Origin of the sequence: Thermoleptolyngbya sp. PKUAC-SCTB121, assembly GCF_016919485.1 — a bacterium.
Taxonomy (GTDB): domain Bacteria; phylum Cyanobacteriota; class Cyanobacteriia; order Elainellales; family Elainellaceae; genus Thermoleptolyngbya; species Thermoleptolyngbya sichuanensis.
Genome location: NZ_CP070366.1, coordinates 3,194,033 through 3,220,545 on the forward strand (window position 1 = coordinate 3,194,033; position 26,513 = coordinate 3,220,545).

The window sequence follows — 26,513 nt, forward strand, 5'->3', positions numbered from 1 at the left end:
CCCTGACCCCTGAATCTCTAAAACCTATGAAACCCTGGCTTACGAAAAACACGATTTCAGCCGAATCGCGGGAGTTATTTTGGCTGGCGCTGCCGCTGGCGGGGGCGCAACTGTCGCAGTCGGCAACGGGCTTTGTCGATACGGTGATGATGGGTCGGCTGGGCAGCGAGTCGCTGGCGGCGGGCGGATTGTGTGCGACCTATTTTGTGGCGCTGCTGCTGCTGGGCGGGGCAGTCGTGGCGGCGGTCAGCCCGCTGGCGGCGGAGGCCTACGGGGCGAACAATCCGCAGCGGGTCGGCGCGGTGAATCGGCAGGGCCTCTGGCTGGCGCTGCTGCTGAGTTTTCCTATAGCAGTGCTGATCTGGCACGGCGACGCGGTGCTGAGCCGCACGGGGCAATCGGCAGAGATGCTGGATCTGGGGCGGCCCTACTTGCGGGCGATCGCCCTCGGCTATCTCCCCGGTGTGGGTTTTGCCGCGCTGAAAAGCACCGTGTCGGCCCTGTCGCGCCCCCGGCCGATCATCCTGATTATGCTGGGCGGAATGCTGATCAACATGACGCTGAACTATGCACTGACGCTGGGCAAATTTGGGCTACCGCAGTTGGGGCTGGCGGGCATCGGCTGGGCCAGCACAATTTCGCTGTGGAGCATGTTTGGGGCGATCGCCCTCTACATCCTGCGGCAATCGTCGCTGCGTCCCTACGCCCTCCTGAGCCATCTGCATCGGTTTGACCCCAAGCTGTTTCGAGAACTGGTGCGAATTGGGCTACCCATCGGCATTCTGGCTGCCATCGAGGTGGGCCTGTTCACCGTCACCACATTTCTGATCGGGCAACTGGGAACCGTGCCGCTGGCGGCCCACCAGGTAGCGCTGCAAACGGCCGCCGTCACGTTCACCATTCCGCTAGGGATTTCCTTTGCCACGACCGTCCTCGTGGGTCAACGCCTGGGCCAGCGCCAGTTTCCCCTGGCCAAGCTGGCGGGATACCTGGGCATTGGCATGGGCAGTCTGTTTATGGCCATCATGGCGCTGATTTTCTGGCTGATGCCGGAAACCATCGTGTCGCTTTATATCGACGTGCGCGACCCGGCCAACAGGGAAGTGGTAGAACTTGCCAAAAAGCTGCTCTGGGTGGCAGCGATGTTCCAACTGGTAGACGGCATCCAGGTCACGGCGACGGGCGCACTGCGGGGACTGAAGGATACGCAAGTTCCCATGCTGATTGGGCTGCTTGCCTACTGGGGCGTAGGGCTGACCAGCGGCTACTGGCTGGGTATTCATGCGGGACTGGGGGCGGTCGGTCTGTGGTGGGGGCTGGCCCTGGGGCTGACCGTCGCGGCGATCATCCTGCCCTGGCGATTTAGCCGCGCCAATCCGCTCAAGCTAGAGGAGGGTCTGGCGAGTTCAGGCTCCTGAGGCGATGGCGGATTATGGCTCTACGCGCACGGGCGTTCCCACTTCCACCAGGGCATAGAGCGCCAGCACGTCTTCGTTTCGCAGCCGGACGCAGCCGTTGGATGCCGCCTGTCCGATGGAGGAAACCGTCGGCGTGCCGTGGAAGCCGATCACGCCGTTGGGCAGTTCTGCAAAGCCAATCCAGCGTAAGCCCAGGGCGCTGTCTGCTCCTGGCTGGCGAATTTCCCCCGTCCAGGGATTTTGCCAGGTCGGGTCTTCGATCATTTCAAATATGGTGAACTCGCCCGTTGGCGTGGGCGTGCTGGGCTTGCCGACGGCGACGGGAAAGCTGCCCAACATGGTGTCGTACTGGTAAGCAAACACGCGCCGCTGGCTGATGCTGAGGACAAGATGGGTTGCTTTGGTGCGGGGTGCGGGCGTAAACTGCTCTACATCCCACAGCGGCGGTAGCTCCGGCAGCGTCGTGTTGTAATAAATCGGCAGGGGAGCAGCGGCAGGAATCGCTTGACTGGAGGTCGGGCCGCTGGTGGAAACGGGATAGGCTTCCGCGGCGGGTTGGCTGGCGGCAGGAGAGGAAAGGAGGGCGATCGCCCCTAGCACCAGCGCACTTGCCATCCCTCTACACCCTCGCGATCTGATCCACCGCGGGCTATTCCGTCCAGATCGCCAGTCTGGTTGATTCCAATGCATAACACGCTCCTCATTCCACACGTTCAAACTATCCTGCCCAGGAATTCGTAAAAGATTTCGTTGCTACGCCGCTGGACAGGAATCCTGGCACAGGATTTCTGTCCAGGATTTCTGTACATGATTATGGTCAAGAATCAGCGATGCTGCCAAGAGCAGGGGGGCTGCCAAAAGCAGGGGTTCGGCGGTCAAGAGTATATCGATTTTGGGTTTTGGATTTTGGATTGCTAGTCAACTGTCTATGGGGACTCCAGTCATTTCATGCGTGGCGCTGCTCAGGAACATTGATATTACAGATCAGGCGATTTTGGATCAAGAATGCAACAAAGCTGTAAGCCTTCAGGTCAAACGGGGGCGCTGCCTGTATAATTTCAAGACTCGTCAGGCTTGAGGCGTTTAAGGCGGGTAAGTGGAGAATTGCAAGGGCGATCGCCCGCAGTTCGCGCTAGTTTTTTAATTTTTTTAGCTGGTTTCTATAGGCTATGAATCACGATCCCTTTCTCGTCAAACCCGGTTCAAAAGTTTCTTTAAAAAAAGACTATGACCCTGGCTACACTGGCGACTATACCGACAAAGCCGCAGCGCAGGAAAAGCTGAAAAAAGGCGTAGAGCGGCTGGCAAAATATCAGGATGTCCTCTACGCCCAAAATATCTATGCGCTGCTGCTGATCTTTCAAGCGATGGATGCGGCGGGCAAAGACAGCACAATCAAACACGTCATGTCGGGTGTCAATCCCCAGGGTTGCCAGGTCTACAGCTTTAAAGCGCCGTCGGATGAGGAACTCGACCATGACTACTTGTGGCGATCGTTCAAGGCGCTGCCAGAGCGGGGAAGAATCGGCATCTTCAACCGATCGCACTATGAAGAAGTGCTGGTGGTGCGGGTGCATCCCGAAATTTTGCAAAAGCAGCAGTTGCCCAAATCGGCGCTGACGAAAAATATTTGGAAGCAGCGGTTTGAGGAGATTAATAACTTTGAAAAATATCTGGTGAACAACGGCATTGTTGTCCTCAAGTTTTTCCTAAATGTGTCCAAAGAAGAGCAGAAAAAGCGATTTCTGGAACGCATCGAGCGGCCAGAAAAGAACTGGAAATTTTCCGCTGCGGATGTGAAGGAGCGGGGGCTTTGGAACGACTATATGCGGGCCTATGAGGAGATGTTTTCCCACACCAGCACCGAACATGCGCCCTGGTACATTATTCCTGCGGATCACAAGTGGTTTACGCGGCTGGCGGTGGCGGAGATTATTGGCGATCGCCTCTCACAACTCGATCTGCACTACCCCGTGCCCACAGACGTTCACATGAAAGATCTGCTAGAAGCTAAAAAGATTCTCGACGCAGAAGAGTAACCCACCCCATGCCCACGCTCCTCCTGGTTGACGGCCACTCCCTCGCCTTCCGCTCTTACTACGCCCACGCCAAAAACCGCGACGGCGGGCTGCGAACCAAAACGGGCATCCCCACCAGCGTTTCCTTCGGGTTTATGAAGGCGCTGCTGGACACGATGGAGCAGGAAAAGCCGGACTATGTGGCGATCGCCTTTGACCCCGGTGAGCCGACCTATCGCCACGAAGCCGACCAGACCTACAAAGAAGGACGGCCCGACGCGCCAGAAGATTTTCTGCCCGATTTGTCCAACTTGCAGGAACTCTTGCAGGCGCTGAAACTGCCCGTGATCGCGGTTCCAGGCTACGAAGCCGACGACGTAATCGGCACCCTCAGCCGCAAGGCAGTGGCCGACGGCTTTCGGGTGAAGGTGCTGACGGGCGATCGCGACCTGTTTCAGCTCATCGACGACGAGCAGTTGACCGTCCTCTATCTCAGCACCACTTTCGGCAAAGGCACGCCGCCGCCCCGCGAGTTCGGCCCGCAGCAGGTGAAAGACAAAATGGGCATCACGCCGCAGCAGGTAGTGGATTACAAAGCCCTCTGCGGCGACGCTTCTGACAACATTCCTGGGGTCAAGGGCATCGGCGACAAAACCGCCGTTTCTCTGCTGACCGACTTTGGCTCCCTCGCAGAAATCTATAGCCACCTCGACGACCCCCGCATCAAAAGCGCCGTCCGCAAAAAGCTAGAAGAGGGCCGCGATGCTGCCCTGCATTCGCAATACCTAGCGCAAATTCACCTAGACGTGCCCCTTGCCCTCCGCCCAGAAGACTGCAAGCTGCAAGCCTTCGACGATGCCGAAGTCGTCCCGCTCCTAGAAAAACTCGAATTCCGCTCCTTCCTTAACCGTTTGCAAAAGCTCCACAGCCAGTTTTCTGGCGATGGCGCGACCGAGCAGCCGAGTGCCCCAAACGCCGCCCCAGCGCTCCAGCGCTCCAGCACCCCAGCCCCCTCCGAAGACGACGATCTCTGGTTCTTTAGCGCCGAAGACACTGCCACCTTCCAGGGCTACGCCACCACGCCCGTCCAGCCGCAAATCATCGACACGCCCGACAAGCTGAGGGCCCTGGTGAACACGCTGCAAGCCTGCACTGACCCCGCCGCGCCCGTCGCCTGGGACACGGAAACGACCGCCCTGGAACCCCGCGATGCCATGCTGGTGGGAATTGGCTGCTGCTGGGGGCCGGGCGAGGCAGACTTGGCCTACATTCCCACCGGGCACGCCCAGGGAACAAACTTGGACGCGGCAATAGTGCTGGAGACGCTGCGCCCGATTTTGGAGAGTGCGGACTATCCCAAAGCCCTGCAAAATGCCAAGTTCGATCGGCTGGTTCTGCGCTGTCAGGGCATTCACCTGGCGGGTGTGGTGTTTGACACGATGCTGGCCAGCTACGTGCTGAACCCCGAAGGCAGCCATAATCTGACCGATCTGGGGCGCAAGTATCTGAACCTAAACGCCCAGAGCTACGACGATCTGGTGCCCAAGGGCAAAACCATTGCGGAGGTGTCCATTCCCAAGGTCGCCAATTACTGCGGCACGGATGTTTACTCTGTGTTTCACCTCGTCCCCAAGCTGCGGGCAGAACTGGCGCAAATCCCCCGGCAGACGGAACTGCTGGAAACGGTGGAGCAGCCGCTCGAACCCGTGCTGGCGGAGATGGAATACACAGGCGTTCGCATCGACCAAGACTATCTCAACGCGTTTTCCAAAGCCCTGGAGCAAGACCTGAAGCGGATCGAGGAGCAGGCCTACGAAGCAGCGGGGCAAACCTTTAAACTGGGGTCGCCTAAGCAACTGAGCGTGCTGCTGTTTGACACGCTGGGGCTGGACAAGCGCAAGTCCAAAAAGCGGGCCACAGGCTACTCTACGGATGCGTCTACGCTGGAAAAGCTCCAGGGCGACCATCCGGTGGTGGATTTAATCCAAGAACATCGCACCCTGTCGAAGCTGAAATCGACCTACGTAGACGCGCTGCCTAGCTTGGTGCGCCCTGATACGCAGCGGGTGCATACCGACTTCAACCAGACGATTACGGCGACGGGACGGCTGTCGTCGTCGAATCCTAACTTGCAGAACATTCCGGTGCGGACGGAGTTTAGCCGCCAGATTCGCAAGGCGTTTATTCCGGCAGAGGGCTGGCTGCTGGTGGCGGCGGATTACTCCCAAATTGAACTCCGCATCCTGGCGCACCTGAGCGAAGAACCAATCTTGATTGAAACCTATCAGAACAACGAAGATGTCCATGCGCTGACGGCGCGGCTGCTGTTTGAAAAGGACAAGGTGACCCCCGACGAGCGGCGCATGGCCAAGACGATTAATTTTGGCGTGATCTATGGCATGGGGGCACAGCGGTTTGCGCGAGAGTCGGGCTTTAGCCAGGCCCAGGCAAAGACGTTTATCGAGCGCTTTTATGAGCGCTATCCGCGCGTGTTTCGCTATTTGCAACAGATGCAGCAAGAGGCGATCGCCCGTGGGTATGTGGAAACCATCCTCGGTCGCCGCCGCTATTTCAACTTTGGCAGCGAGAGCCTGAAGGCATTGCGAGGACAAAACCCCAGCGAGATCGACATCAATAAAATTCGCCTGCGCGACCAATACGATGCCCAACTGCTTCGCGCCGCCGCCAACGCGCCGATCCAGGGGTCTAGCGCCGATATCATCAAGCTCGCCATGATCCGACTGCACAAGCTGCTGACGGGTCGCCAGGCCAACCTGCTGCTGCAAGTGCATGATGAACTGGTGTTTGAAGTGCATCCCGACGAGTGGGAGGACTTGCAGCCGCAAATCCGTGCTGCGATGGAGTCTGCCGTTGACCTGAAAGTGCCGCTCAAGGTGGAAATGCACGCGGGGCAAAACTGGATGGACGCAAAGTAAACCTGCGGTAGGATTCTGCAAGATTTTCCAATTCACCCACCCCATCTACGACTCAAAGACTCGAAGAGACAGCACCTATGGGCAACGGCTGGAAACACTGGCAACGGGGATATCGAGCAGCTTTGGCAGGGGCGATCGCCCTTTTGGGAATCACCACCTCCGCCCAGGCAAACCCCACCAGCCATCTCAGACCCGTCGAACTGCGCGGGGTTTGGCTCACCAATATCGACAGCGAGGTGCTGTTTTCCAGCCGCAACCTCGTCGTGGGGCTGCGTCGCCTGTCTCGCCTGCATTTCAACACGGTTTATCCCACCGTCTGGAACGGCGGCTACACCCTCTACCCCAGCCCCACTGCCCAAGCAACCTTCGGCGTTGCCCTCGATCCCTATCCCGGCTTGCAGGGGCGCGACATGCTGGGCGAGGTCGTCGTCGAAGGTCGCCGTCTGGGCATGGCGGTGATTCCCTGGTTTGAGTTTGGGCTGATGGCTCCGGCGGGGTCTGAACTGGCGGATCAGCATCCCGACTGGCTGACCCAGCGGCAGGACGGCACGCAGGTCTGGATGCAGGGCAACGAACCCCGCGTCTGGCTCAACGCAGCCCATCCTGGCGTGCAGGACTTTATGGTGAATCTGCTGGCGGAAGTAGTAGAGCGCTATCGGGTAGACGGCATCCAGCTAGATGACCACTTTGGGATGCCCGTGGAAATGGGCTATGACCCCTACACCGTGGCGCTCTATCGGGCAGAACACAACGGCGCAGATCCGCCCGCCGACCCCGAAGACCCCGCCTGGGTGCGCTGGCGAGCCAACCACATCACTCGCCTGTTTCGCCGCATCGTGGCCGAGGTGAAGGCGCGAAACCCCGACGCGATTATTTCCCTATCGCCCAATCCCCGTGAGTTTGCCTACGAGCGCTACTTGCAAGACTGGGGAACCTGGGAGCGGCGCGGCCTGGTCGATGAGCTAATCGTGCAGGTCTATCGCAATGACATGGGGCGCTTCGAGATGGAGCTAGACCGACCAGATGTGCAAGTGGCGCGGGAGTATCTGCCTGTCAGTATTGGCATTTTGGCGGGGCTGAGGGGGCGCATCACGCCGATTCGCCTGATTCAGCGGCAGGTGAGGGAAACGCGCGATCGCCACTATGCTGGGGTGGCCTTTTTCTTTTATGAAACTCTGGGCGATCGCGACCAAGAGTTTCAGCGCCTCTTTCCCTTTCCCGCCAGTCGCCCCATCCCGCCAGATTTGGGGTTTTGAAGATTGGCAGCAGTATGGTCTAGTCCGAAAACTCTGGGCCGACTCTCCAACCCCGAACCCCAAACCCCTAAACTGAGGAAAGTACGCAAGAACATTACGCTGGGAGCAGACCCAATGCTGTCGAAGGGCTTTGAAATCGAGATGTACACAGGCACGCCCGATGGCGACATTGTGGGGTTCTCCGACAAGATTGTGGCTGCCCTGGACGGGTTTGTGCGAGAGCCAGACACGCGCAACGTGGAATACACCACCCCGCCACTCTGCCGATATGAGCGGCTGCTGTGCGAATTGGTGCGCCCCCGTCTGCGGCTGCGGTCGTTTCTGAAGCGGCTGGGCAATTACACCCTGATTCCGGGCAGCACCCTGGCCCTGGGCGGCAGCGACCAGTTTCACCGCTCCGATCCGGGCAACCCCTATCACAGCTTTATTGAGCGCACCTACGGCACGACGGTTGTGACGGCCAGCGTTCATATCAACGTGGGGATTGCTGATCCAGAGGTGCTGATGCGGGCCTGCCGCCTGATCCGCGCCGAGGCCCCGCTGTTTTTGGCGCTGAGTGCCGCTTCGCCGTTTCTAGACGGTCAGCCGACGGGCAATCATTCCAGCCGCTGGCGCGTATTTCCCAAAACGCCCCGCGAAGTGCCCCTGTTTGAAAGCCACGCCCACTACATCCGCTGGACGGATGAACAGCTCAAGCTGGGCACTATGCAAAACGTGCGCCACCTGTGGAGTTCGGTGCGCCCCAATGGCGATCGCCGTCCCTATTGCCTTAACCGACTGGAACTCCGCATCTGCGATCTAGTGAGCGACCCGGTGGCGCTGCTGGCGATCTGCGCCCTGCTAGAAGCCCGGATCATGCAAGTGATGGAAAACCCCGACCTCGACCCACTGGTGCAAAGCGACCTGCCCAGCGTGACGCGGGCGACAGATTTAGTCGCGTTGATCGATGCCAATGAAGACGCTGCCGCGCAAAACAGTCTGGAGGCGGAATTGCGCCACTGGCAAGACGGTCGGATGCTGCGGGCACAGGACTGGGTGAACCTGCTGCTCGAAGAAACGCTGCCCACGGCCAAGCAGCACGGCTTTGCTTGCTTCCTCCAGCCGATCCACAAGATTTTGCGGGAGGGCAACGAGGCCCAGCGCTGGCTGCGGCTGATTGACCAGGGCTGGGATGCCCGCCAGGTGGTGAAACAAGCCATCCGCGACACTGAATCTATAGAAATGGCCTTGGCGGAGGATCTGTGTGAACCGGGCGTGGATCTCAGCGTGCCAGACGATGAGCCGTGTCTGGCGCTGGTTCCCTAATGGTTTGAGGAATGGCTTGAGTAAGGGCTTGTTTGAGAAGAGGTTTGAGGAATGCCTTGAGGAATGCTTTGAGGAATAGTCTGAGTCGAAGCTAGTCCAAATTGCGTCCGGTCAGTTCCACAAAAATATCTTCCAAATTGGACGGACGCACCATCATCCCGGCTTTGTGGGGCTGTGCTTCAAAGAATGCCTGGGCCTCGCTCATCGTAGGGAAGAACTTGTAATCCCAGCGATCGCCCGCTTGCTTCATCACCAGCCCTTCCCCATGCTGGCGGCGCAGTTCCTCCAGCGTACCCAGGGCAATCAGCTTGCCGCCGTCCAAAATGCCAATGTGGTTTGGCACGGCGTAGCTGCCAAAGCTAGAGCCACAGAGGTATTCCACCTCTTCCATATAGTGCGTCGTCAGCAAAATCGTCATGCCCTGCTGGTTCAGCCCCTTGATGATTTCCCAAAGGCGGCGGCGGGTTTGCGGATCGAGTCCGACGGTCGGCTCGTCCAAAAACAAAATGCGCGGCTCGTGCAGCAGGGCGCGGGCGATTTGCAAACGGCGCTTCATGCCGCCGGAGAGGGTTTTCACCAGGTCATTGCGGCGATCGCTCAGTTCCACATACTCCAGCCAGCGGTCAATTTCGCGCTGGCGGCGGGGATTGGGAATATGGTGCATCCGCCCATGAAATTCCATGTTTTCCCACACAGTCAGATCCACATCCACGCTCATCTGTTGCAGCACCACACCGATTTGCTGCTTCACCAGCACGGGCTGCCGCGCCACGTCGTAACCTGCCACTTCAATGCGCCCGCTCGTCATCTGCGTCAGCGTAGTCAACATGCGAATCGTGGTGGACTTGCCTGCGCCGTTGGGCCCCAATAGCCCAAAGATTTCCCCCGGCTGAATCGAAAAAGACAGGTCGTTGACGACGGGCGTATTGCCATAGACCTTAGTGACGTGTTGAAGGGCGATCGCCGCTGTCATAGTTCAGGGTTGGACGTTGAAGATTGGAGGTTGAGCAAGAAACACGATGCGCGTCAGCGTTTCTTTACATAAGGTAACATCCCTAGCAGCCTTAAATCCTGGCTATAAAACCCTGACAATTTGGCAAAATTTCTCAGGCTGGGGGTTGACGAGGTTTTGCAAACTTCGTTACAGTTAGCAGTAAATTGAAATGAGTTCAACTTGCAAGCAATTCGTTTTCAGGGATTTTGTGCTGAGCAACCTGCTCATGCAGCTATCAGGCTTTGTTATGTCGATTCAAGTCCGCTACTTTTACTTTTGGTATGGCAAGGTTCACCTGGGGTGAGTCCAGCTTGACCTGGAACCTTGGGTGAACCGCAGAGCGCAACCTCTGCGGTTTTTGCGTTTTAAGCGGTCTTTCTTAAGCAGCCAGTATCCATTGCATCCCCAACTTACATTCAAACCCATGAGCCATATGTCCCGCTACTTTTACTTTTACTTTTTTTGGACCAGGGAATGCCCCGGGTAAGTTGGTCATGCGCGATTGTGCAACCCGGGGCCTCTAGAGGTTCCGGGTTTTTGTTTTGGACTTTAGATTTTGGGGTTTGGATTTTGGATTTTAGGTTTTGGATTTTGGTTCGCTCCCGTTTACGGTCTAGTTCTCTTCTCATCCTTTACGTTCAACCAGGAGATTCTTCCCATGCAAAAAGCAAAGCTGACCCTCAAGGCCGAACCCAGCCACAGTAGCATTATTCAGATTTCCGAACGGGTTTCGGCGGGCGGGTCAGAACTGCTCCTCATCGGCGGGCCCTGCTCCGTCGAAAGCCGCGCCCAGATGGATGCCGTTGCCAGTCGCCTTTCGGTGGCGGGTGTGCAGGCGCTGCGGGGCGGGGTCTACAAGCCGCGCACCTCGCCCTACGATTTCCAGGGCATGGGGCGCGAGGGGCTAGAAATTTTGGCGGCGGTGCGCGATCGCACGGGAATGCCCGTCGTTACCGAAGTCATGGCCGTTTCCCAAATCGAAGAAATCGCCGCCTACGCTGATGTGCTGCAAATCGGCAGCCGCAATATGCAAAACTTCGACCTGCTGAAGGCGCTGGGCCACGTCGATAAGCCAATCCTGCTGAAGCGGGGGCTAGCTGCCACCATTGAGGAATTCGTTATGGCCGCAGAGTACATCCTGGCGCACGGCAATCCAAACGTGATGCTGTGCGAACGGGGCATCCGCAGCTTCGACACCTATACGCGCAACGTGCTAGATCTGGGCGCAGTTGTGGCGCTGAAGCAAATCACCCACTTGCCCGTGATCGTAGACCCCAGCCATGCTGCCGGAAAGCGCGAACTGGTGCCGAATCTCACTTTGGCGGCGATCGCCGCTGGAGCCGACGGGCTGATCATCGAGTGCCACCCAGACCCCGAAAAATCTGTCTCCGATGCGCGGCAGGCCCTCTCGCTAGACGACATGGTGGCGATTGTGGAAAAGGTGAGGGCGATCGCCCCCATCGTCGGCCGCACCCTTCCCCCCGTTCAAGAGCCGCTGCCGCAAGTTGTCGTTGCGTAGTCAGAAAAAGAGCGAAGAACGAAGAGAGAAGAACAAAGAGGTTCTGTTTTTCGTTTTTCGTTTTTCGTTTTTCGTTTTTCGTTCTTCGTTCTTTCCGCCCCATCACTCTCCCACCACTGTCACCTCCACCAGCGTATTGTCACTGGGACGCGCAATCCCGCTATCCAGCGCCGGACGAAACTGCAAGCCCGTCTGTGCTAAGCACTGCACCAGTTCCGTGTAAGCATAGTTTGTGGGCGCGGGCTGCTGCACCTCCGCACGAGACACACGCCCGTCTGCCTCAACCGCTAGTCGCAGCGTCACGGGAGCGCCAAAGCCCACTACACTGTCCGGAAAAAGTGGGCAAGAGTTGGGCTGGGTCGGGTCGGCGAGGACGCTGATGCGGCTGGTCAGCAGTTCGGCATTGTCTTCGGGGATGTCAGCAGTGTCCTGAGGCGAGAGGTACCGCACCGCGGCCACGCTCAGCGTCAGGCTGGTGGGCGTGGGCTGGCGACCGATCACCACTTCGCCTAGGTCGTCTCCCGTGCCAGAGTCTGGGCCGCTGGCAGGCGTGTCGATGCTTGGTGCGCCGCTGCCTGGGGCAGGATTCGCAGCCACATCTCCGGGGTTATTAACCGGGTTGCCGCCCCCTATCGGAGTTTGTCCCGGTGTGGGGAAGGGTGGCTCAGTGGACTCGCTAGGCGATCCCGCGTCAGGAAAAGGACGTGGAGGGGGCAACGGCTCTCGCCCCAAAACTGGCGGCGGCTCTGGCGGAACGAAAGGCGACGGCTGCACCGGGGCGGGCGACGGCGGCTGGGGCGGTGGTGTGGGGGTTGGGATGGGCGCTGGCGTTGGGATGGGCGTTGGAGGTGACACCACGGGAGGTGGCGCGATCGGGCTAGGCGGTGGTGTTTCCACGGGCACAGGGGCAAGCACCGCAGGCGGGATGGCAGCGGGCGCAGGCAGTGGGGCTACCGGAAGAGGGGGCGGCGCTGGCGTTGCAGCAGGGGGCGGGGCAGACACTTCAGCCGGGGCTGGGGCGACAGGGCTGGCGGGCACGGTTGCGGGATCAGGAGTGGTATCTGGGGCGATCGCCCCCACATCGATCAGTTCAATTGGAGTCGCCGCGCCTCCCCCTCTAGACCGCTCAACGGCAGTCTTCAGCGAGGGCAGCACCGCCAACAGCAGCAGAATATGCAGCACCACCGACCCCGAACACACCCGCGACCACAGCCCAGACGGATCTCGATGCCGCCGCTGCACGGGCACTGGAAACGGGGAAAAATTGCTGGCGGGGGAATGCGTCATGGGGAATGCAGGGGGCTTGCATCATCTAGGAAGTGCAGGAGGGCGATCGCAAAATGCTTCAGCCGAATCATTTAACCGCCCAGCATTGTCAAGCTGGAGCTTCAGGACGAAAAAGCGGGAAGCAATATCCCACCCGATCATAACGAGTTGTAACGAAATAGACGGCTTGTCGTCTCAGATGTCCTCATCCGGTTTTGGTCTGCCTCGTTTGTACACTGCGAAGCTAGAGCGGGCCAGGGATTCACGATTACTTTCTGCTTCCAAAAATCTTAAAAAATAGTTAAGAACCTTTAGAAATATAAATGCAGGTTATTGAGAGGCCAAGAAGTTTCAACTTTTAGCTTATTGAATCGGTTTCATTCCCTGATATATTTTGTCTTGAACCCGTGATCAGGGCAGTTTGCAGGTCGCTCAACGTCAAGTCTGTTCAACCCTTTGCCCTGAACATAAAGACTTTGTTAATGCCAGTCCGCTGCGTCTGAGAGTACGCGCTGAGAGTGCAGCTAGCGGTATGTCGCCTGTGTAAGGTTTTACACGGGCAGGGTTTTGTACGCTCTGAAAACAGTGATTCACAGGAAGGGAAACGATGTCTTATTCGCAAACCAAGACCCAGGCAAAAGCTGGGTACCAGGCTGGGGTTAAGGACTACCGCCTGACGTATTACACCCCCGACTACACGCCCAAAGACACGGACATTCTGGCCGCCTTCCGGGTCACCCCTCAGCCCGGTGTGCCGCCCGAAGAAGCGGGCGCAGCCGTTGCGGCTGAGTCCTCCACCGGTACCTGGACAACGGTGTGGACCGATCTGCTGACTGACCTCGATCGTTACAAGGGTCGTTGCTACGACATTGAACCTGTCCGCGGTGAAGACAACCAGTTCATTGCCTACATCGCCTATCCGCTGGATCTGTTTGAAGAAGGCTCTGTCACCAACATGCTTACCTCTATTGTGGGTAACGTATTCGGTTTCAAAGCCCTGAAGGCCCTGCGTCTGGAAGATTTGCGAATTCCCGTAGCCTACCTGAAAACCTTCCAGGGCCCACCCCACGGCATTCAGGTCGAGCGCGACAAGATCAACAAGTATGGTCGTCCCCTGCTGGGCTGCACCATCAAGCCCAAACTCGGTCTATCGGCGAAGAACTACGGTCGTGCGGTGTACGAATGTCTGCGCGGGGGTCTAGACTTCACCAAGGATGACGAAAACATCAACTCCCAGCCCTTCCAGCGCTGGCGCGATCGCTTTACCTTCGTGGCTGAAGCCATCCACAAAGCTCAGGCTGAAACGGGCGAAATTAAGGGTCACTATCTGAACGTGACCGCTGCTACCTGCGAAGAAATGCTCAAGCGGGCTGAGTATGCCAAAGAACTCAACATGCCCATCATCATGCATGACTTCTTGACCGCAGGCTTCACCGCCAACACCACCCTGTCCAAGTGGTGCCGCGACAACGGCGTTCTATTGCACATTCACCGCGCCATGCACGCTGTGATCGACCGTCAGAAGAACCACGGGATGCACTTCCGCGTGTTGGCGAAGTGCTTGCGGATGTCTGGCGGCGACCACATCCATACCGGAACTGTGGTGGGCAAGCTAGAGGGCGACAAAGCTGTTACCCTTGGCTTTGTGGATCTGCTCCGCGAAAACTACGTCGAGCGCGACCCCTCCAAGGGCATCTACTTCACCCAAGACTGGGCTTCTATGCCTGGCGTGATGGCAGTTGCTTCCGGTGGTATCCACGTTTGGCATATGCCCGCGCTGGTGGAAATCTTCGGCGACGACGCAGTGCTTCAGTTTGGTGGTGGTACGCTGGGTCACCCCTGGGGCAACGCACCTGGTGCAACGGCAAACCGCGTCGCCCTGGAAGCCTGCTTGCAAGCTCGGAACGAAGGCCGCGACCTGATGCGCGAAGGTGGCGACATTATTCGCGAAGCCTGCCGCTGGTCGCCTGAGCTGGCTACCGCTTGCGAACTGTGGAAGGAAATCAAGTTCGAGTTTGAGGCGGTGGATACCGTCTGATGAGAAGGTCTGGCAGATGAGGAATAGGGAATGAATTGATGCTTGGTTTACGCTCTCAGTCATGAATTGAGGGTATAAGTATTAGCACTCATTCTTTATTCCTCAGAGTTCAACCTTTCACCCCTTTGGGGTCAACTGCATGGATCTCAAACAGATCGCCAAAGATACGAGCAAGACGCTGATCAGCTACCTGACGTTTCAGGCAATGCGGACGGTGATGGCTCAGCTTAGTGAAACTGATCCGCCCCGCGCCCTCCGGCTGCATGAATTTTCTCGCCGCGAACGAATCGAAAACAGCGAGTCCTACCTCCGGGCTTTGTTCAAAGAGGATCAGGCCCTTGCCTTTCGGATCTTGACTGTGCGAGAACATATTGCTGAGGAGATTGCCGAATTTCTGCCAGAGATGCTCCGTACAGGCATTCAGCAGGCGAATACGGAGCGACGCTGTGAGCAGCTTGAGCGGATGACGCAGCTTGACCCCGGTGCTACCAGTACGCATCCAGAACAAGATTCAACGTCTGAAGAATAGAGGAATCCATGAAGACTTTACCGAAAGAGCGCCGGTACGAAACCTTTTCCTATCTGCCTCCATTGACCGACGCACAAATCGCCCGTCAAATCCAGTACACCCTCGATCAGGGCTATTTCCCGTGCATTGAGTTCAACGAAGACTCTGCGGCTGAGATGCACTATTGGACGATGTGGAAGCTGCCCCTGTTCAACGCGACTTCTCCGCAGGAAGTGCTGAATGAGGTGCAGCAGTGCCGCTCAGAGTTCCCGAACTGCTACATTCGCGTGGTAGCGTTTGACAACATTAAGCAGTGCCAGGTGATGAGCTTCATCGTTCACAAGCCCGGTAGCAACAACAGCTATGGTGGTGGCTATCGCTACTAGTGCTTGGTTGGCTAATGCCCGGTTGATTGGTAGCTAGAGTTGCAAATTAGTTGCAAATTAGTAGGGAGGTGTTGCGTGGTTAGTCCATGCAGCACCTTCGCTTTTGTGGAGCGGCATCGCCCCACTATCGAACGCTCCTCATCCTACCGTCACATCCAGCACCATCATCAGCACAAAGCCCGCCATTACGCCGACCGTTGCGGCTTTTTCATAACCCAGACGGTGCGATTCGGGAATGATTTCATCGCTGATGACAAACAGCATCGCGCCCGCCGCAAAGCCCATCGCCAGCGGCAGGATTGCTGAAAACAGAGAAACCGCCATCGCCCCCAAGATGCCACCCACCAGTTCCACTAGGCCTGTGAGCAGGCTGACGAATAGCGCTCTGGGCTTGGAGTAATTTTCAGACAGGAGCGAAATAGCAACCACCAGCCCTTCTGGAATGTTTTGCAGGGCGATGCCCAGCGCTAGCGCAATGCCGTTGGAAATATCGTCGCCGCCAAAGCCTACGCCGACTGCCAGACCTTCAGGAAAATTGTGAATGGCGATCGCCATCACAAATAGCCACACCCGCTTCAGGTTCATGGCGCTGCTGCCCTCACGCCCCTTGAAAAAGTGTTCGTGGGGGAAATAGCGATGGCTCAGCCAGAGGAAGAGTCCGCCTAGCCCGATGCCCAGCGACACAATCAGCGCAGCGTAGGCGTTGCTACCCGCCCGCTCCATTGCTGCCTCTAGTCCTGGAATCACCAGAGAAAATGCCGTTGCCGCTAGCATTACGCCCGCCCCAAAGCCCAGCATGATGCCCTGGGTGTTCTTGCTAATTTTTTCAAATAGGAAAATGGGCAGTGCGCCTAGACCTGTCGCAAGGCCCGCAATGCCGCTGCCAAGGATGCCAAGGGTAATGGTGTCGAGGGAATTGAGCATGGGAAAGAGCGGTAGAGATAGAGGAAGGCAATGGGGCGATCGCCGCTGGTTATTTCAGGATCTCCGCGTCATTCCAGCACTTTAACCTTTGATTCCTCAAACCTTTGATCGTTCAAACCTTTACTCATACCGTCTACTCATACCGTCTACTCATACCGTCGGCCGCGCCATTGCGTGGGCTTGCGGCTGGCAGAGCGGAGGATGCGGAGGGCAGCTAGCGGATCAGCGAGGGGAGAGAGCCAGAAAGCGAGAGGAAAGCGGCTGCCGGGGCGATCGTAGGCAGAGCGGATGCCGAAGTGGGTGCCGAGGCGCAGCAGGAGCAAACAGAGGTTGAGTGCTAGCAGGGCGAGGAGGGTTGGCGAGGCAGCAGTAGGACGGACTGCCAGAATCGTTAGCACAGCCGGAACCATTAGCCAGGGTAGCGCCTGCACCGCAAGCAAAAACGCTACGTCGCTCCAGGTTTGCGCGGGGGTGCTGGCATCTTTGAGATCGAGCGATCGCCCCCATTCGCGCCAGGTTTCACCCATGCCCTCGTACATGCGGACTTTCAGCAGGCTGGAACCGTCGAGAAAGCCGACCTTTGCGCCGCGCCGGGCCGCCTCGCGTACCAGCGTCACATCATCGCAAAAGGACTGGCGGGCACAGGTGTAGCCGTTGAGGGAGTCTAAGAGCGATCGCCGAATCAGGCAACACTGACCATTCGCCATCGTGCGCTCAGGCGCGTCGGCCGGACTCCCCGCCGCCCCAAACCGATAGATCAGCGTCATCAGCAGCGCAGGCTGTAGCCACCATTCCCCTGGCTGCTTCAAGATAAATCGCGGCGCAAGGGTAATCAGGTCATACCGCTCTGCCTGAGCCGCCTGGAGCAATGCTGGAATCAGCCCCGGCTGCGGCTGTGTGTCGGCATCGATGCCGAGAAGCCACTCGCTGTGGGGGCTACTGTGCAAATAGCCGGTGTGAAGTGCCCAAGGACGACCGACCCAGCCCGCAGGCAGCGGATCGTCATACACTACGCGAAATCGCGGATCGCGCTGGGCAACGGCTTTCACCAGATCCACCGTGTCGTCCTGGGAATGGCTATCGACCACAATCACTTCCCGCAGTTCATAGCCCTGGCGAGTCAGCCCATTCAAACAGGGCTGGAGCCGATGCGCTTCATTCAGCGTGGGAATCACGACGCTGACGCTGCCCAGCATAGCTGGCGTTGCGCTTCGGGGATGCAGGGGCGCAGTGCGACGGGCGGCGCTGAGCAAGCGGGTCAGCAGGATTGCCGTGGCAGGAAGTTGGGTGAGTAAGAGGAGGAGGCCGATCGCCCCAAGCCAGCCAGTGAGATCAGCTTGCAACGGTGCCAGGTTTAGATCGCTCAATTGGCACTCACTCCGACGCGGACTGAAGGCTTTATGGATGCTTCGGCGGCTGCCGATTTTTCACTCAGCAGGTAGCTCTGCCGCCAGCACAGCACCGCCGGAATCACGCCCAGCAAAATGCCTAGCAGCACCGGAATCCAGAACCCAAAAGCGAGGCTCATCACCATTGCAAAGGCGAAGTTGCCCAGATAAACCGTCAGCGGAAAGTTCAGTTGGATTGCTTGAGGCTTGGCGACGTTTCGCCCCCAAAGTAGTACCGCAACCGTCATAAACACCGCCCCCGTGCCTAGCCAGCCGACGAAGTTCTGATACGGCATTCCAAAAAACGCACCGGGCTGGTGCCAATACCAGAACGGCATCGCGGTTTGGCTCATGGCGGGGTCTAGCACAAAATCCCAGGAAGTGAGCAGCAGCGCACCCAAAAACACCGCCGCCGCTCCCCGCGCAATGGTCAGAAACCCAGACGTAGGCTTGTCTGTCTCCAGCCCTGCCCGCGCCAGCAGGTAGGACGACAGCCCCAGGTAATACCAGGACAGCGGAATCGTGAAGGGAACCAGACCGTTAATTTTGTAGCCTAAGCCGCTGAGATAGCTGTAGTGTCCAAAGGGAAAGCCCGTGCTGGTGCCCAGCAGTTCGCTGGTGAGGGACAGCCCCACAGAGCAGACCAGGAACGTGAGCCACGCCCGCAGACCGAGCGTGCGATAGGCATAAATCGAAACGGCGATCGCCCCCAGCAGGATATACACCACGCCGCCGCCCGCCATACTCCAGCGAAACAGCGTTTGACCAGCGGGCACATGGGTCAAAAATTCGGGATGGGGCATGACCAGCAGCAGACCCGCCAGCCCAAACGCCATCGCCACCAAATGCCCAATCAAACACGCCCGCTCAATTCCAACCAATCTCTGCATAGTTGCTCCGTGTAGGCTTGCGCTCAGTCTAGTAGGCTTAACGTATTGCTTGAGCTAATGAATCGACCATCAACTGAGCCGATAGAATACGCAAGAATCCGCCGTCTACCAAATCCTAGAATCCAAGCAGCGTAGGTGGATTGCAGCGCTGGAGAATTCTGGAGGGAATAGGGGGCGCAGGAAACCTGATACTTACGATTCTGCGACTATGACTTTGAAGATTTAGGGACAGTTGATAGCAATAACAGCTTTTATAAAAACTAAAAAATTAGGAATTCCGAGTGCATCCTAACGCAGAATAATAAGGTTTGTAAATTTATCTCTGACCTAAGACGATTGCTTCAAGGAGCCGGGGTTGTCCAGTCTTCTGGTGTAGTCTTCTGGTGTAATAGTCTGAAGAGTCTGAAGGGCGATAGTTGGGAGCATGACGGACGTGGGAATCATCACAACGGGATTGGGGATTGCAGCAGGGCTGGTGGGACTGGGGGCGATCGCCTGGGAAGCACAGTTTCGTCGTCGTCCAGGCAATGCACTGTTACTCACTCCCGGCGAGTGGAACCTGGATGTCTACGAGCCGGATCGCTACGTGCTGGTGGGCGATGTGGAGTTTCGCAACCTGACCGAGCGGCTAGAAATTATGGTGCCCCACGTAGAAGCTGAGGTGACGCTGCTTTCCAAAGACTCCCTCGACGGCATCACGCACCGCATCTGGGTCACGCCGAAACACGCCGACGCGCCCGCCCGCGCCGATGGCTACTGGTTTGGCTATATCGTCAAAGTTGGCAAGACGACCCATGCCGAAGTAACGCTGGAGATCAAAGGCCCCGACCTCAGCAGCCTGCAAGCCGCCTGGGTGCGGATTCACTACATCACCTACGGCCCCCAGGGACGCATTCCCAAGGTGCGTCATGTAATGGTGCCGCTGAAGTTTCCCAGCAGCGAAGACTCGCACCGCTGGCGACCCACCGCCGCTGCCGACGTACTGCCCATTCGCACCCACCTGCTAACACATTTGGATGATCCCGTAACGGTGGTGAAGCGCTACGTCATGCCCCACGCCCAGCCCGGCGACGTAGTGACCATTGGCGAAACGCCCGTTGCCATTATGCAAGACCGCTTTCATCATCCCTCGGAAATCAAACCCGGCTGGCTGGCCAAGCGCCTGTGCTACTACTTTTTGCCCACCTCCAGCCTGGCCACGGCCTGCGGAATGCAAACGCTGGTGAATATCGTCGGGCCGTGGCGCGTGGCGGGGGCGTTTCTGCTGGGGGCGATCGCCAAAAAGTTCCTCAAAAAACCGGGCTTGTTTTACCAGCTTGCGGGCGAACAGGCGCGACTGATCGACGACGTGACGGGCACACTGCCGCCCTACGACCAGTTCATCGTGCTGGGGCCCGAAAATCCGCAGCAGGTGGTTGACCAGATCAAGCGCGAAACCGGGCTGGCGGCGGCAATCGTCGATGTGAACGACCTGAAAGCCGTGAAAGTGCTGGCCGCCACCGCCGGACTCACCGACGAGTTCCTAACCCAGGCGCTAATCAGCAACCCCGCTGGAAACGCCGATGAGCAAACCCCCGTCGTCCTCATCCGCCCCGTGAAAAGCTGATTTACCCCACTCCAAAATCCAAAATCAACCTCTAACCAACGCTCCTGACCTCAGACTTGGCGGGTTCAAACAGCCGCCGCGCCTCCGGAGTGCCGACGTAGCGCCAGTGCCAGGGTTCGTACTGCACGCCCTGGGGATTATTTTCAGGAAAGGATAGCTCAAAGCCGAACTCGGCCGCGCGGCGCGTGAGCCACGCATAGGCCGCCGTTTTGCCAAAGGCCTGGCTGATGTCCATCGCCCGCGCCAGCCCGTCCGACAGGTCAATGGCATAGCCTGTGTGGTGTTCGCTGTGGCCAGGGGGAGCCACCGCCCGTGCTGCTGCTTCTGCTGAGCCGTACTGATGGGTTTTCATGCGAAACAGGCGAGTTTGCCGCTCATAGTCCCGAAACCCCGACACGGGCACAATCCACACGCCCTCCAGCCGGGCCGCGTCGATCATCTGTAGCAGTGCTAGCCCCGCGTCGGTGTGCAACTGCTCAAACCGCTGGGCCACGTCCTGAGAATAGCTAGCGACGACCATCAGATCGGCTGGGTCGGCTTCGGCAAAGGCGAAGTGTCCGTAGCGGGGCAGCGGCCGGGGGGCCCGACCTTCGTCACGGTCTTCGGTCAGATCTCCGGCAGGATTCGCTGAAGTGGAGAGGGCGATCGCCCCTGGGTTCTCCCGTTGCCCCACGGTCTGGCCAGCCTGGATCTCTAGCCAGGGTAGACGACCCACGCGCAGCAGCGGATTCCAGACTGAGGGGTTCCCCAGCGAATGTAGGCCCAATGCCCCCAGCAAAACCCCCAGCCCCAGCAGCAGCGGCAGCCAGAACCGCCCAACCCATCGCTTCAACGCATGGGGCGATCGCCCGTTGGTTAACGCACTGCGCCAGCCCAGGGATCGCGGGCGCACCCAGACCGTCGGCTTGGGCGGCTTGGGCGATTCAGTCGGCTGTGAAGAGGAGGTCGCAGGTTGAGTCATGACAAATTCCAGGAATCATCGGGACAGGAATTGTAGGGGACTTATCGAGGAACCGAATCCAGCGGCGCACTGCCCGGCACAAACGCGGTAAGGGCATCCAGGCAGCGATCGCGCCCATTGCAGCCAGACTCGGCCCTGGCCACAGGAAGTTCGCTACAGCCCTGCGCCATCTCGCTTTCGACGGGCGGAAACAGCGCAACGGCGTGGGGCACGGGGCGGGGCGTATAGTCCACCAGCAGCTCATCTGCGTGGGCCAGCGACGCGCTTGCGCCCGAATCTAGCATCACCACCTCCCGCAGCCCTGCCCGACTCAGCAGCTCGCCCAGGGCCACCGAATCGACCCGCTCCTTGGACACGCCCACCACGGGCTGTCCTGCCTGGTCGATGCCCCAAAACGCCCGGTGGCGGGGCACGTCGAAGCCAAACAAATCCCGGAAGGAGGCGGGCGATCGCCCCTTTCCATCCTTCACCAGCCACGCCCCGGCCACAAAGGCATCCGTCACGTCGGGCATCAGCTTGCGAATGCCTGCCAGCGTGTTGTGCTGCTGCGGATTGAAAGGGACAAACTTCACGCCAGCAGGCCCAACCAGCACCAGCGGCCGGCCGCCGATTTTGGAAATATCCCAGGCACTCCCCGGCACAAACTGCCCTGTGTTCTGGCTATAGACCGGGCCAATCATGACGTTGGAATCGAGATACTTCATCGAAAAGAAGCCACCATCTACCGCCGCAACAGCGGGCGTGTTGGCGATAATTTCAGACACTTGATAGCGGCTGTCGGCGTGGAGCGTTACCGGGCGGCCGCCAGAAAACAGCACCAGCCGCACGCCGTCTAGCTCTAGCTGGCGCTTGCGAACTGGAGCCGTGAAGTTGAAGGCGCTGCCCGGAGGTGGCAAGGGTGCGCCGCCGTCGGCCTGGGCGATCGCCATCGACAGTTTTGACTGGCCCAGGCGGTCGATGCTCAGCAAATCCTCCGATTCGTTAGCAAACCGATCGACTTGGTTGCTCATGGTCAGCGCCGAGCGATAGCCCGCCTGCCGCACGGCTGCCTTTACCCGCTCGTCATAGTTGCCTTCGGGATAGACAAAGTGCTTTACCGAAACGCCCAGCTTTTCTTCCAATATGCGCTTGGATTCCGTCACTTCCCAGCGCAGTTCAGGGTCGTCCAAATCAGCCAGGTTTTTGGGATGGGTGATGCTGTGGGAGGCGATCGCCACCAGCGGGTCGGCCGCCATCTCCCGCAGTTGGGCCCAGGTCAGCCCCGGTCGCCCATAGTTGCGCTCCACCTTGCCCGTGTAGATCGCAAACACGCCGGGATAGCCATACTGCTTCAGCAGCGGGTAAACGTGTTCGTAATGCCCCAAATAGCCATCGTCAAAGCTCAGCAGCACAGGCTTCGGTGGCAGCGGTGCGCCCGTGGCCAGGTGCGCCACCAGTTGATCCAGATGAATCGGGGTCAGTCCGCTGTCCCGAATGGCTTGCAGGTGCGCTTCAAACTCCGCCGGGGTGACATCAAAAAACACCTCTTTGCGAGGCAGCACGTCGTGATACATCAGCACAGGCACACGCCCCAGCCGCGCCTGTGGGTGAATCTGTGGAAACGGAGCCGCCAGCGGCAGTGCCCTCAGCATATCGCTCACGCTGGAGAACAACGGCGCTGAATGCCCCCCAGCGTTGCTCGCCAAAGGCCCCGCTACCTCAGCTTCCTGGGCAACGGGCCGATTCACCGGGCACTCGGTTCCAAACCGCCTTACCTTAGCTTCCACGGCCCTATCTGACGGCTCCGCAGCGCTGCCTACGCCCAGCCCACCCAGCGACAGGCTGCCTGCCAGCGGTAGGGCGATTCGCAAAGCAATCCCTACAGGAAGCGCCCGTCTAATCCATCGCTGCATCACTCCTCGAACCCCGGCCAGGGAGTGCTCCCTCAGCCCAACGAACCCGCCCCGTCTGCGAGACCGCGCCATAGAGATTCAGTCATAGAAATACATCTGCCGCTACATGTAACGGATTGCGAAGCCGATCCCAGGTGCGCTAGCCGACATCTACCAAAGCTTCACCCGTTGCTAATTTTTTCTTAATCTTTTTCCGAACCCTGCTGACCGCGCCTTTTCCCGTACCTTTACTGAATCTAGATTGCATTCGTTAACAATCGAAGCTCAGCGGGCACTCTAGGTCTGTGCTGGGGCTGCGCTAAGGCTGCGCTGGCGTAATTCGCACATGACTCCGCGACATGAATAGGGATACATAAATTAAGGATGGCGGGGTGCGGGGTGCGGGCAAGTGGATTGCGAGCGATCGCGCTGAGTGAATGCAACTGAGTGAAATGCGAGAGGCTTGAATGAACGTCGTTCCGACTGAAATTCCCGACGTGCTGATCCTGGAACCCAAGGTGTTTGGGGACAGTCGCGGCTTTTTTTTTGAGAGCTACAACGAGCAGGTTTTTCAAGACAAAACTGGGCTAAGGCTTCGGTTTGTGCAGGATAACTATTCCCGCTCTGCTAAAAACGTGCTGCGGGGAATGCATTATCAAATTCAGCAAACCCAGGGAAAGCTAGTGCGCGTTACCGTGGGCACGATCTTCGATGTGGCGCTCGATTTGCGAAAATCATCGCGCACCTTTGGCATGTGGGTGAGTTGCGAACTGAGCGCTGAAAACAAGCGGCAGCTTTGGGTTCCGCCGGGATTTGCCCACGGGTTTGTGGTAGTGTCAGATTTTGCGGAAGTGCTGTATAAAACGACGGACTATTACGCGCCGCAGCACGAGCGCAGCATTTTGTGGAATGACCCCGATCTGGCGATCGCCTGGCCGCTGGAGGGCGAACCGATTCTCTCTGCCAAAGACCAAGCGGGCACGCCGTTCTGCGAGGCGGAGGTGTTTGCATGAGCCGGATTTTGCTCACGGGCGCAACTGGGCAGGTGGGGCAAGAACTGGTGCGATCGCTCGCGCCCATTGGTGACGTGATTGCGTGCGATCGCGCTCGCTTGAACCTTGCCGCGCCGGACACGCTCAAGCAAACGATCTACGAACTCCAGCCGGACGTAATTGTGAACGCGGCTGCCTACACTGCGGTAGATAAAGCAGAACAGGAACCGGAACTGGCAAATACCATTAACGGCATAGCTCCAAAAATCCTGGCGGAATGCTGCAAGGAAACAGGTGCATCCCTCATTCATATTTCCACAGATTACGTATTTGACGGTACGAAGAATACGCCCTATCTTGAAATCGACACGCCCAATCCCATCGGCGCGTATGCAAAATCGAAGCATTTGGGAGAGGTGGGAATTCAGGACGTGCTGGGCGATCGCCTCAATCAGTACATGATTTTGCGAACGTCCTGGGTTTATGGCGTGTATGGCGCTGGAAACTTTGTGAAAACCATGCTGCGCGTGGGCAGCAGCCGCGAAGAACTGCGCGTGGTGACGGATCAGGTCGGCAGCCCCACTTGGGCCGCAGACTTGGCAGGTGCGATCGCAGGCTTCACCGTCCGCGCCCTCAATGCCTCCACCACTCCGCCCGCAGCCCCCATCGGCGGCATCTACCACGTTACGAATACGGGCGTGATTAGCTGGTACGACTTTGCAGTTGCCATTTTTGAAGAAGCCGAAGCCCTGGGCTATCCGCTCACCGTGCAGCGCGTCGTCCCCATCACCACCGACGAATATCCCCTGCCCGCGCCCCGCCCTGCCTATTCCGTGCTGTCGGGCAAAAAGACCGCTGCCCTGCTCGGAGACTCTCTCCCCTACTGGCGGCAAAGCCTGCGGCGAATGCTGGCTGACCTGCAAGCCGCTGTGCCCGGTCATTCCTAGAACCCTCCGTCCCTACCCAATCGTCCTCTAAAATCCAAGTCCAAAATCCAAAATCAAAAATCCAAAATCGCGACCGTTCTCATCCCCAACCTCTGGTGACCCCATGAAAGCCATCGTTCTCTCTGGCGGAAAAGGCACGCGCCTGCGTCCCCTGACCTACACTGGCGCAAAGCAACTGGTTCCCGTGGCAAACAAGCCGATTCTCTGGTACGGACTGGAGGCGATCGCCGCCTGCGGCATCACGGAAATCGGCATCATTATCAGCCCCGAAACGGGCGACGAGGTGAAAGCAAAAACGGGCGACGGCAGCCAGTTTGGTGCCCAGATTACCTACATCCTGCAAGACCAGCCTGCGGGTCTGGCCCATGCGGTCAAAATCGCCCAGCCATTTTTGGGCGACGCGCCGTTTGTCATGTACCTGGGCGACAACCTGGTAGAAGGCTGTCTGGACGGACTGGTGGATCAGTTTAAGACCAACACGCTGGACGCGCTGACGCTGCTGTGCGAAGTGCCAAATCCCACTGCCTTTGGCGTGGCCGAGGTGGATAAAACCGGGCGCATCCTGCGTTTGGTAGAAAAGCCCAAAGTGCCTCCGTCTAATCTGGCGCTGGTGGGGGTTTACCTGTTTTCGCCCAAGATTCACGAGGCGATCGCCCAGATCCAGCCCTCAGCCCGTGGTGAGTTGGAAATTACCGATGCTATCCAAAAGCTCATCGATTTGAATCACAAAGTCGAAGCCTTTAAGCTCCGGGGCTGGTGGCTCGACACTGGGAAAAAAGACGACCTGCTAGAAGCCAATCGGCTGATTCTGGACAACTACTTGCAGTCCAGCATTCGCGGCGATGTGGATGAGCGCAGTCAAATTTCTGGTCGTGTGGAAATCGGCGAAGGGGCCAAGATTGTGAACTCTACCATTCGCGGCCCTGTGTCCATTGGCAGGCATTGCCACATCGAAAACTGTTTCATCGGGCCCTACAGCAGCATTGCCGATGGCGTGACGCTGGTTGAGACCGATCTGGAACACAGTGTTGTCCTGCAACAGGCAAAAATCGTGGGCATTCACCAGCGCATTGTGGATAGCGTCATTGGTCAGCGGGCGAACCTGCGCGTTGCGCCCCAGCGGCCCAAAGCCCTGCGGTTTATGATTGGCGACGATTGCCAGATCGACCTGGCGTAGGGAATCGCGTAGTTTCCTCTTGAGGGAAGGGATTCATCCCATCTCACCTCTGCTTACCTTAGGCATCCCAAAGCATCCCAAGAACTCCCCAACCTAATTCATCTCTTACCCCT

At 58.3% G+C, this 26,513-nt stretch carries 21 protein-coding genes; 13 read left to right on the plus strand and 8 right to left on the minus strand.

The window, feature by feature from the left end:
- Positions 1–26: 26 nt before the first annotated feature.
- The gene (locus JTM80_RS13085) at positions 27–1,418 is read left to right on the plus strand and encodes an MATE family efflux transporter (RefSeq protein ID WP_172355958.1); all 1,392 of its coding nucleotides are present in this window, start codon (positions 27–29) and stop codon (positions 1,416–1,418) included.
- Between the two features lie 12 nt (positions 1,419–1,430).
- Here JTM80_RS13085 and JTM80_RS13090 read toward each other — a convergent pair whose 3' ends face one another.
- The gene (locus tag JTM80_RS13090; protein ID WP_172355956.1) at positions 1,431–2,033 is read right to left on the minus strand and encodes a L,D-transpeptidase family protein; all 603 of its coding nucleotides are present in this window, start codon (positions 2,031–2,033) and stop codon (positions 1,431–1,433) included.
- 554 nt (positions 2,034–2,587) lie between these two features.
- Here JTM80_RS13090 and JTM80_RS13095 point away from each other — a divergent pair.
- The 4 genes from JTM80_RS13095 to gshA all read left to right on the plus strand — a co-directional run bounded on the left by JTM80_RS13095 (position 2,588) and on the right by gshA (position 8,933).
- A complete protein-coding gene (locus JTM80_RS13095; RefSeq protein WP_172355954.1) occupies positions 2,588–3,457 on the plus strand; it encodes a polyphosphate kinase 2 family protein in 870 nt (289 codons plus the stop codon).
- A gap of 8 nt (positions 3,458–3,465) precedes the next feature.
- A complete protein-coding gene (gene polA, locus JTM80_RS13100; protein WP_205369573.1) occupies positions 3,466–6,372 on the plus strand; it encodes a DNA polymerase I in 2,907 nt (968 codons plus the stop codon).
- A 77-nt stretch (positions 6,373–6,449) separates the two neighbouring features.
- On the plus strand, positions 6,450–7,628 hold the full coding sequence (locus JTM80_RS13105) for a glycoside hydrolase family 10 protein (protein WP_172355950.1): 1,179 nt from the start codon (positions 6,450–6,452) through the stop codon (positions 7,626–7,628).
- 114 nt (positions 7,629–7,742) lie between these two features.
- Positions 7,743–8,933 (plus strand): glutamate--cysteine ligase, encoded by a 1,191-nt coding sequence (gene gshA, locus JTM80_RS13110; protein ID WP_172355948.1) that lies wholly within the window; start codon positions 7,743–7,745, stop codon positions 8,931–8,933.
- A gap of 91 nt (positions 8,934–9,024) precedes the next feature.
- Here the strand turns inward: gshA and JTM80_RS13115 are convergent, their stop codons facing one another.
- The gene (locus tag JTM80_RS13115) at positions 9,025–9,906 is read right to left on the minus strand and encodes an ABC transporter ATP-binding protein (protein ID WP_172355945.1); all 882 of its coding nucleotides are present in this window, start codon (positions 9,904–9,906) and stop codon (positions 9,025–9,027) included.
- 679 nt (positions 9,907–10,585) lie between these two features.
- Here JTM80_RS13115 and aroF point away from each other — a divergent pair.
- The gene (gene aroF, locus JTM80_RS13120; RefSeq protein ID WP_205369575.1) at positions 10,586–11,446 is read left to right on the plus strand and encodes a 3-deoxy-7-phosphoheptulonate synthase; all 861 of its coding nucleotides are present in this window, start codon (positions 10,586–10,588) and stop codon (positions 11,444–11,446) included.
- 102 nt (positions 11,447–11,548) lie between these two features.
- On the opposite strand, the gene JTM80_RS13125 is transcribed toward aroF, so the two are convergent.
- Positions 11,549–12,733, minus strand: coding sequence for a hypothetical protein (locus JTM80_RS13125; RefSeq protein WP_205369577.1), 1,185 nt, complete (start codon positions 12,731–12,733; stop codon positions 11,549–11,551).
- Between the two features lie 586 nt (positions 12,734–13,319).
- Here JTM80_RS13125 and JTM80_RS13130 point away from each other — a divergent pair.
- The 3 genes from JTM80_RS13130 (at position 13,320) to JTM80_RS13140 (ending at position 15,644) form a co-directional block, all read left to right on the plus strand.
- Positions 13,320–14,750, plus strand: a complete 1,431-nt coding sequence (locus JTM80_RS13130) for a form I ribulose bisphosphate carboxylase large subunit (protein ID WP_172355939.1) — start codon at positions 13,320–13,322, stop codon at positions 14,748–14,750.
- 139 nt (positions 14,751–14,889) lie between these two features.
- Positions 14,890–15,279 (plus strand): RuBisCO chaperone RbcX, encoded by a 390-nt coding sequence (rcbX, locus tag JTM80_RS13135; RefSeq protein WP_205369579.1) that lies wholly within the window; start codon positions 14,890–14,892, stop codon positions 15,277–15,279.
- 8 nt (positions 15,280–15,287) lie between these two features.
- A complete protein-coding gene (locus tag JTM80_RS13140) occupies positions 15,288–15,644 on the plus strand; it encodes a ribulose bisphosphate carboxylase small subunit (protein ID WP_172355935.1) in 357 nt (118 codons plus the stop codon).
- 138 nt (positions 15,645–15,782) lie between these two features.
- Here JTM80_RS13140 and JTM80_RS13145 read toward each other — a convergent pair whose 3' ends face one another.
- The 3 genes from JTM80_RS13145 to cruF all read right to left on the minus strand — a co-directional run bounded on the left by JTM80_RS13145 (position 15,783) and on the right by cruF (position 18,846).
- Entirely contained in the window at positions 15,783–16,568 is a 786-nt protein-coding gene (locus JTM80_RS13145; protein ID WP_205369580.1) for a ZIP family metal transporter, read from the minus strand.
- A gap of 146 nt (positions 16,569–16,714) precedes the next feature.
- Positions 16,715–17,935, minus strand: coding sequence for a 2'-O-glycosyltransferase CruG (gene cruG / locus JTM80_RS13150; RefSeq protein ID WP_225906624.1), 1,221 nt, complete (start codon positions 17,933–17,935; stop codon positions 16,715–16,717).
- A complete protein-coding gene (gene cruF / locus JTM80_RS13155) occupies positions 17,932–18,846 on the minus strand; it encodes a gamma-carotene 1'-hydroxylase CruF (protein WP_172355931.1) in 915 nt (304 codons plus the stop codon). Before cruF ends, cruG begins: the two co-directional genes overlap by 4 nt.
- Before the next feature lie 424 nt (positions 18,847–19,270).
- Between cruF and JTM80_RS13160 the strand changes: the two genes are divergently transcribed.
- The gene (locus JTM80_RS13160; protein WP_172355929.1) at positions 19,271–20,452 is read left to right on the plus strand and encodes a F420-0:Gamma-glutamyl ligase; all 1,182 of its coding nucleotides are present in this window, start codon (positions 19,271–19,273) and stop codon (positions 20,450–20,452) included.
- A gap of 31 nt (positions 20,453–20,483) precedes the next feature.
- On the opposite strand, the gene JTM80_RS13165 is transcribed toward JTM80_RS13160, so the two are convergent.
- Complete coding sequence (locus JTM80_RS13165) at positions 20,484–21,413, minus strand: D-alanyl-D-alanine carboxypeptidase family protein (protein ID WP_205369582.1); 930 nt, start codon at positions 21,411–21,413, stop codon at positions 20,484–20,486.
- 41 nt (positions 21,414–21,454) lie between these two features.
- Complete coding sequence (locus JTM80_RS13170) at positions 21,455–23,305, minus strand: polysaccharide deacetylase family protein (protein ID WP_172355927.1); 1,851 nt, start codon at positions 23,303–23,305, stop codon at positions 21,455–21,457.
- Positions 23,306–23,751: 446 nt separating this feature from the next.
- Here JTM80_RS13170 and rfbC point away from each other — a divergent pair, with 446 nt between their 5' ends.
- The 3 genes from rfbC (at position 23,752) to JTM80_RS13185 (ending at position 26,400) form a co-directional block, all read left to right on the plus strand.
- On the plus strand, positions 23,752–24,297 hold the full coding sequence (rfbC, locus tag JTM80_RS13175; RefSeq protein ID WP_172355924.1) for a dTDP-4-dehydrorhamnose 3,5-epimerase: 546 nt from the start codon (positions 23,752–23,754) through the stop codon (positions 24,295–24,297).
- Positions 24,294–25,223, plus strand: coding sequence for a dTDP-4-dehydrorhamnose reductase (gene rfbD / locus JTM80_RS13180; protein WP_172355922.1), 930 nt, complete (start codon positions 24,294–24,296; stop codon positions 25,221–25,223). The genes rfbC and rfbD overlap by 4 nt, the downstream gene beginning before the upstream one ends.
- 103 nt (positions 25,224–25,326) lie before the next feature.
- A complete protein-coding gene (locus JTM80_RS13185; RefSeq protein ID WP_172355920.1) occupies positions 25,327–26,400 on the plus strand; it encodes a glucose-1-phosphate thymidylyltransferase in 1,074 nt (357 codons plus the stop codon).
- Positions 26,401–26,513 lie beyond the last annotated feature (113 nt).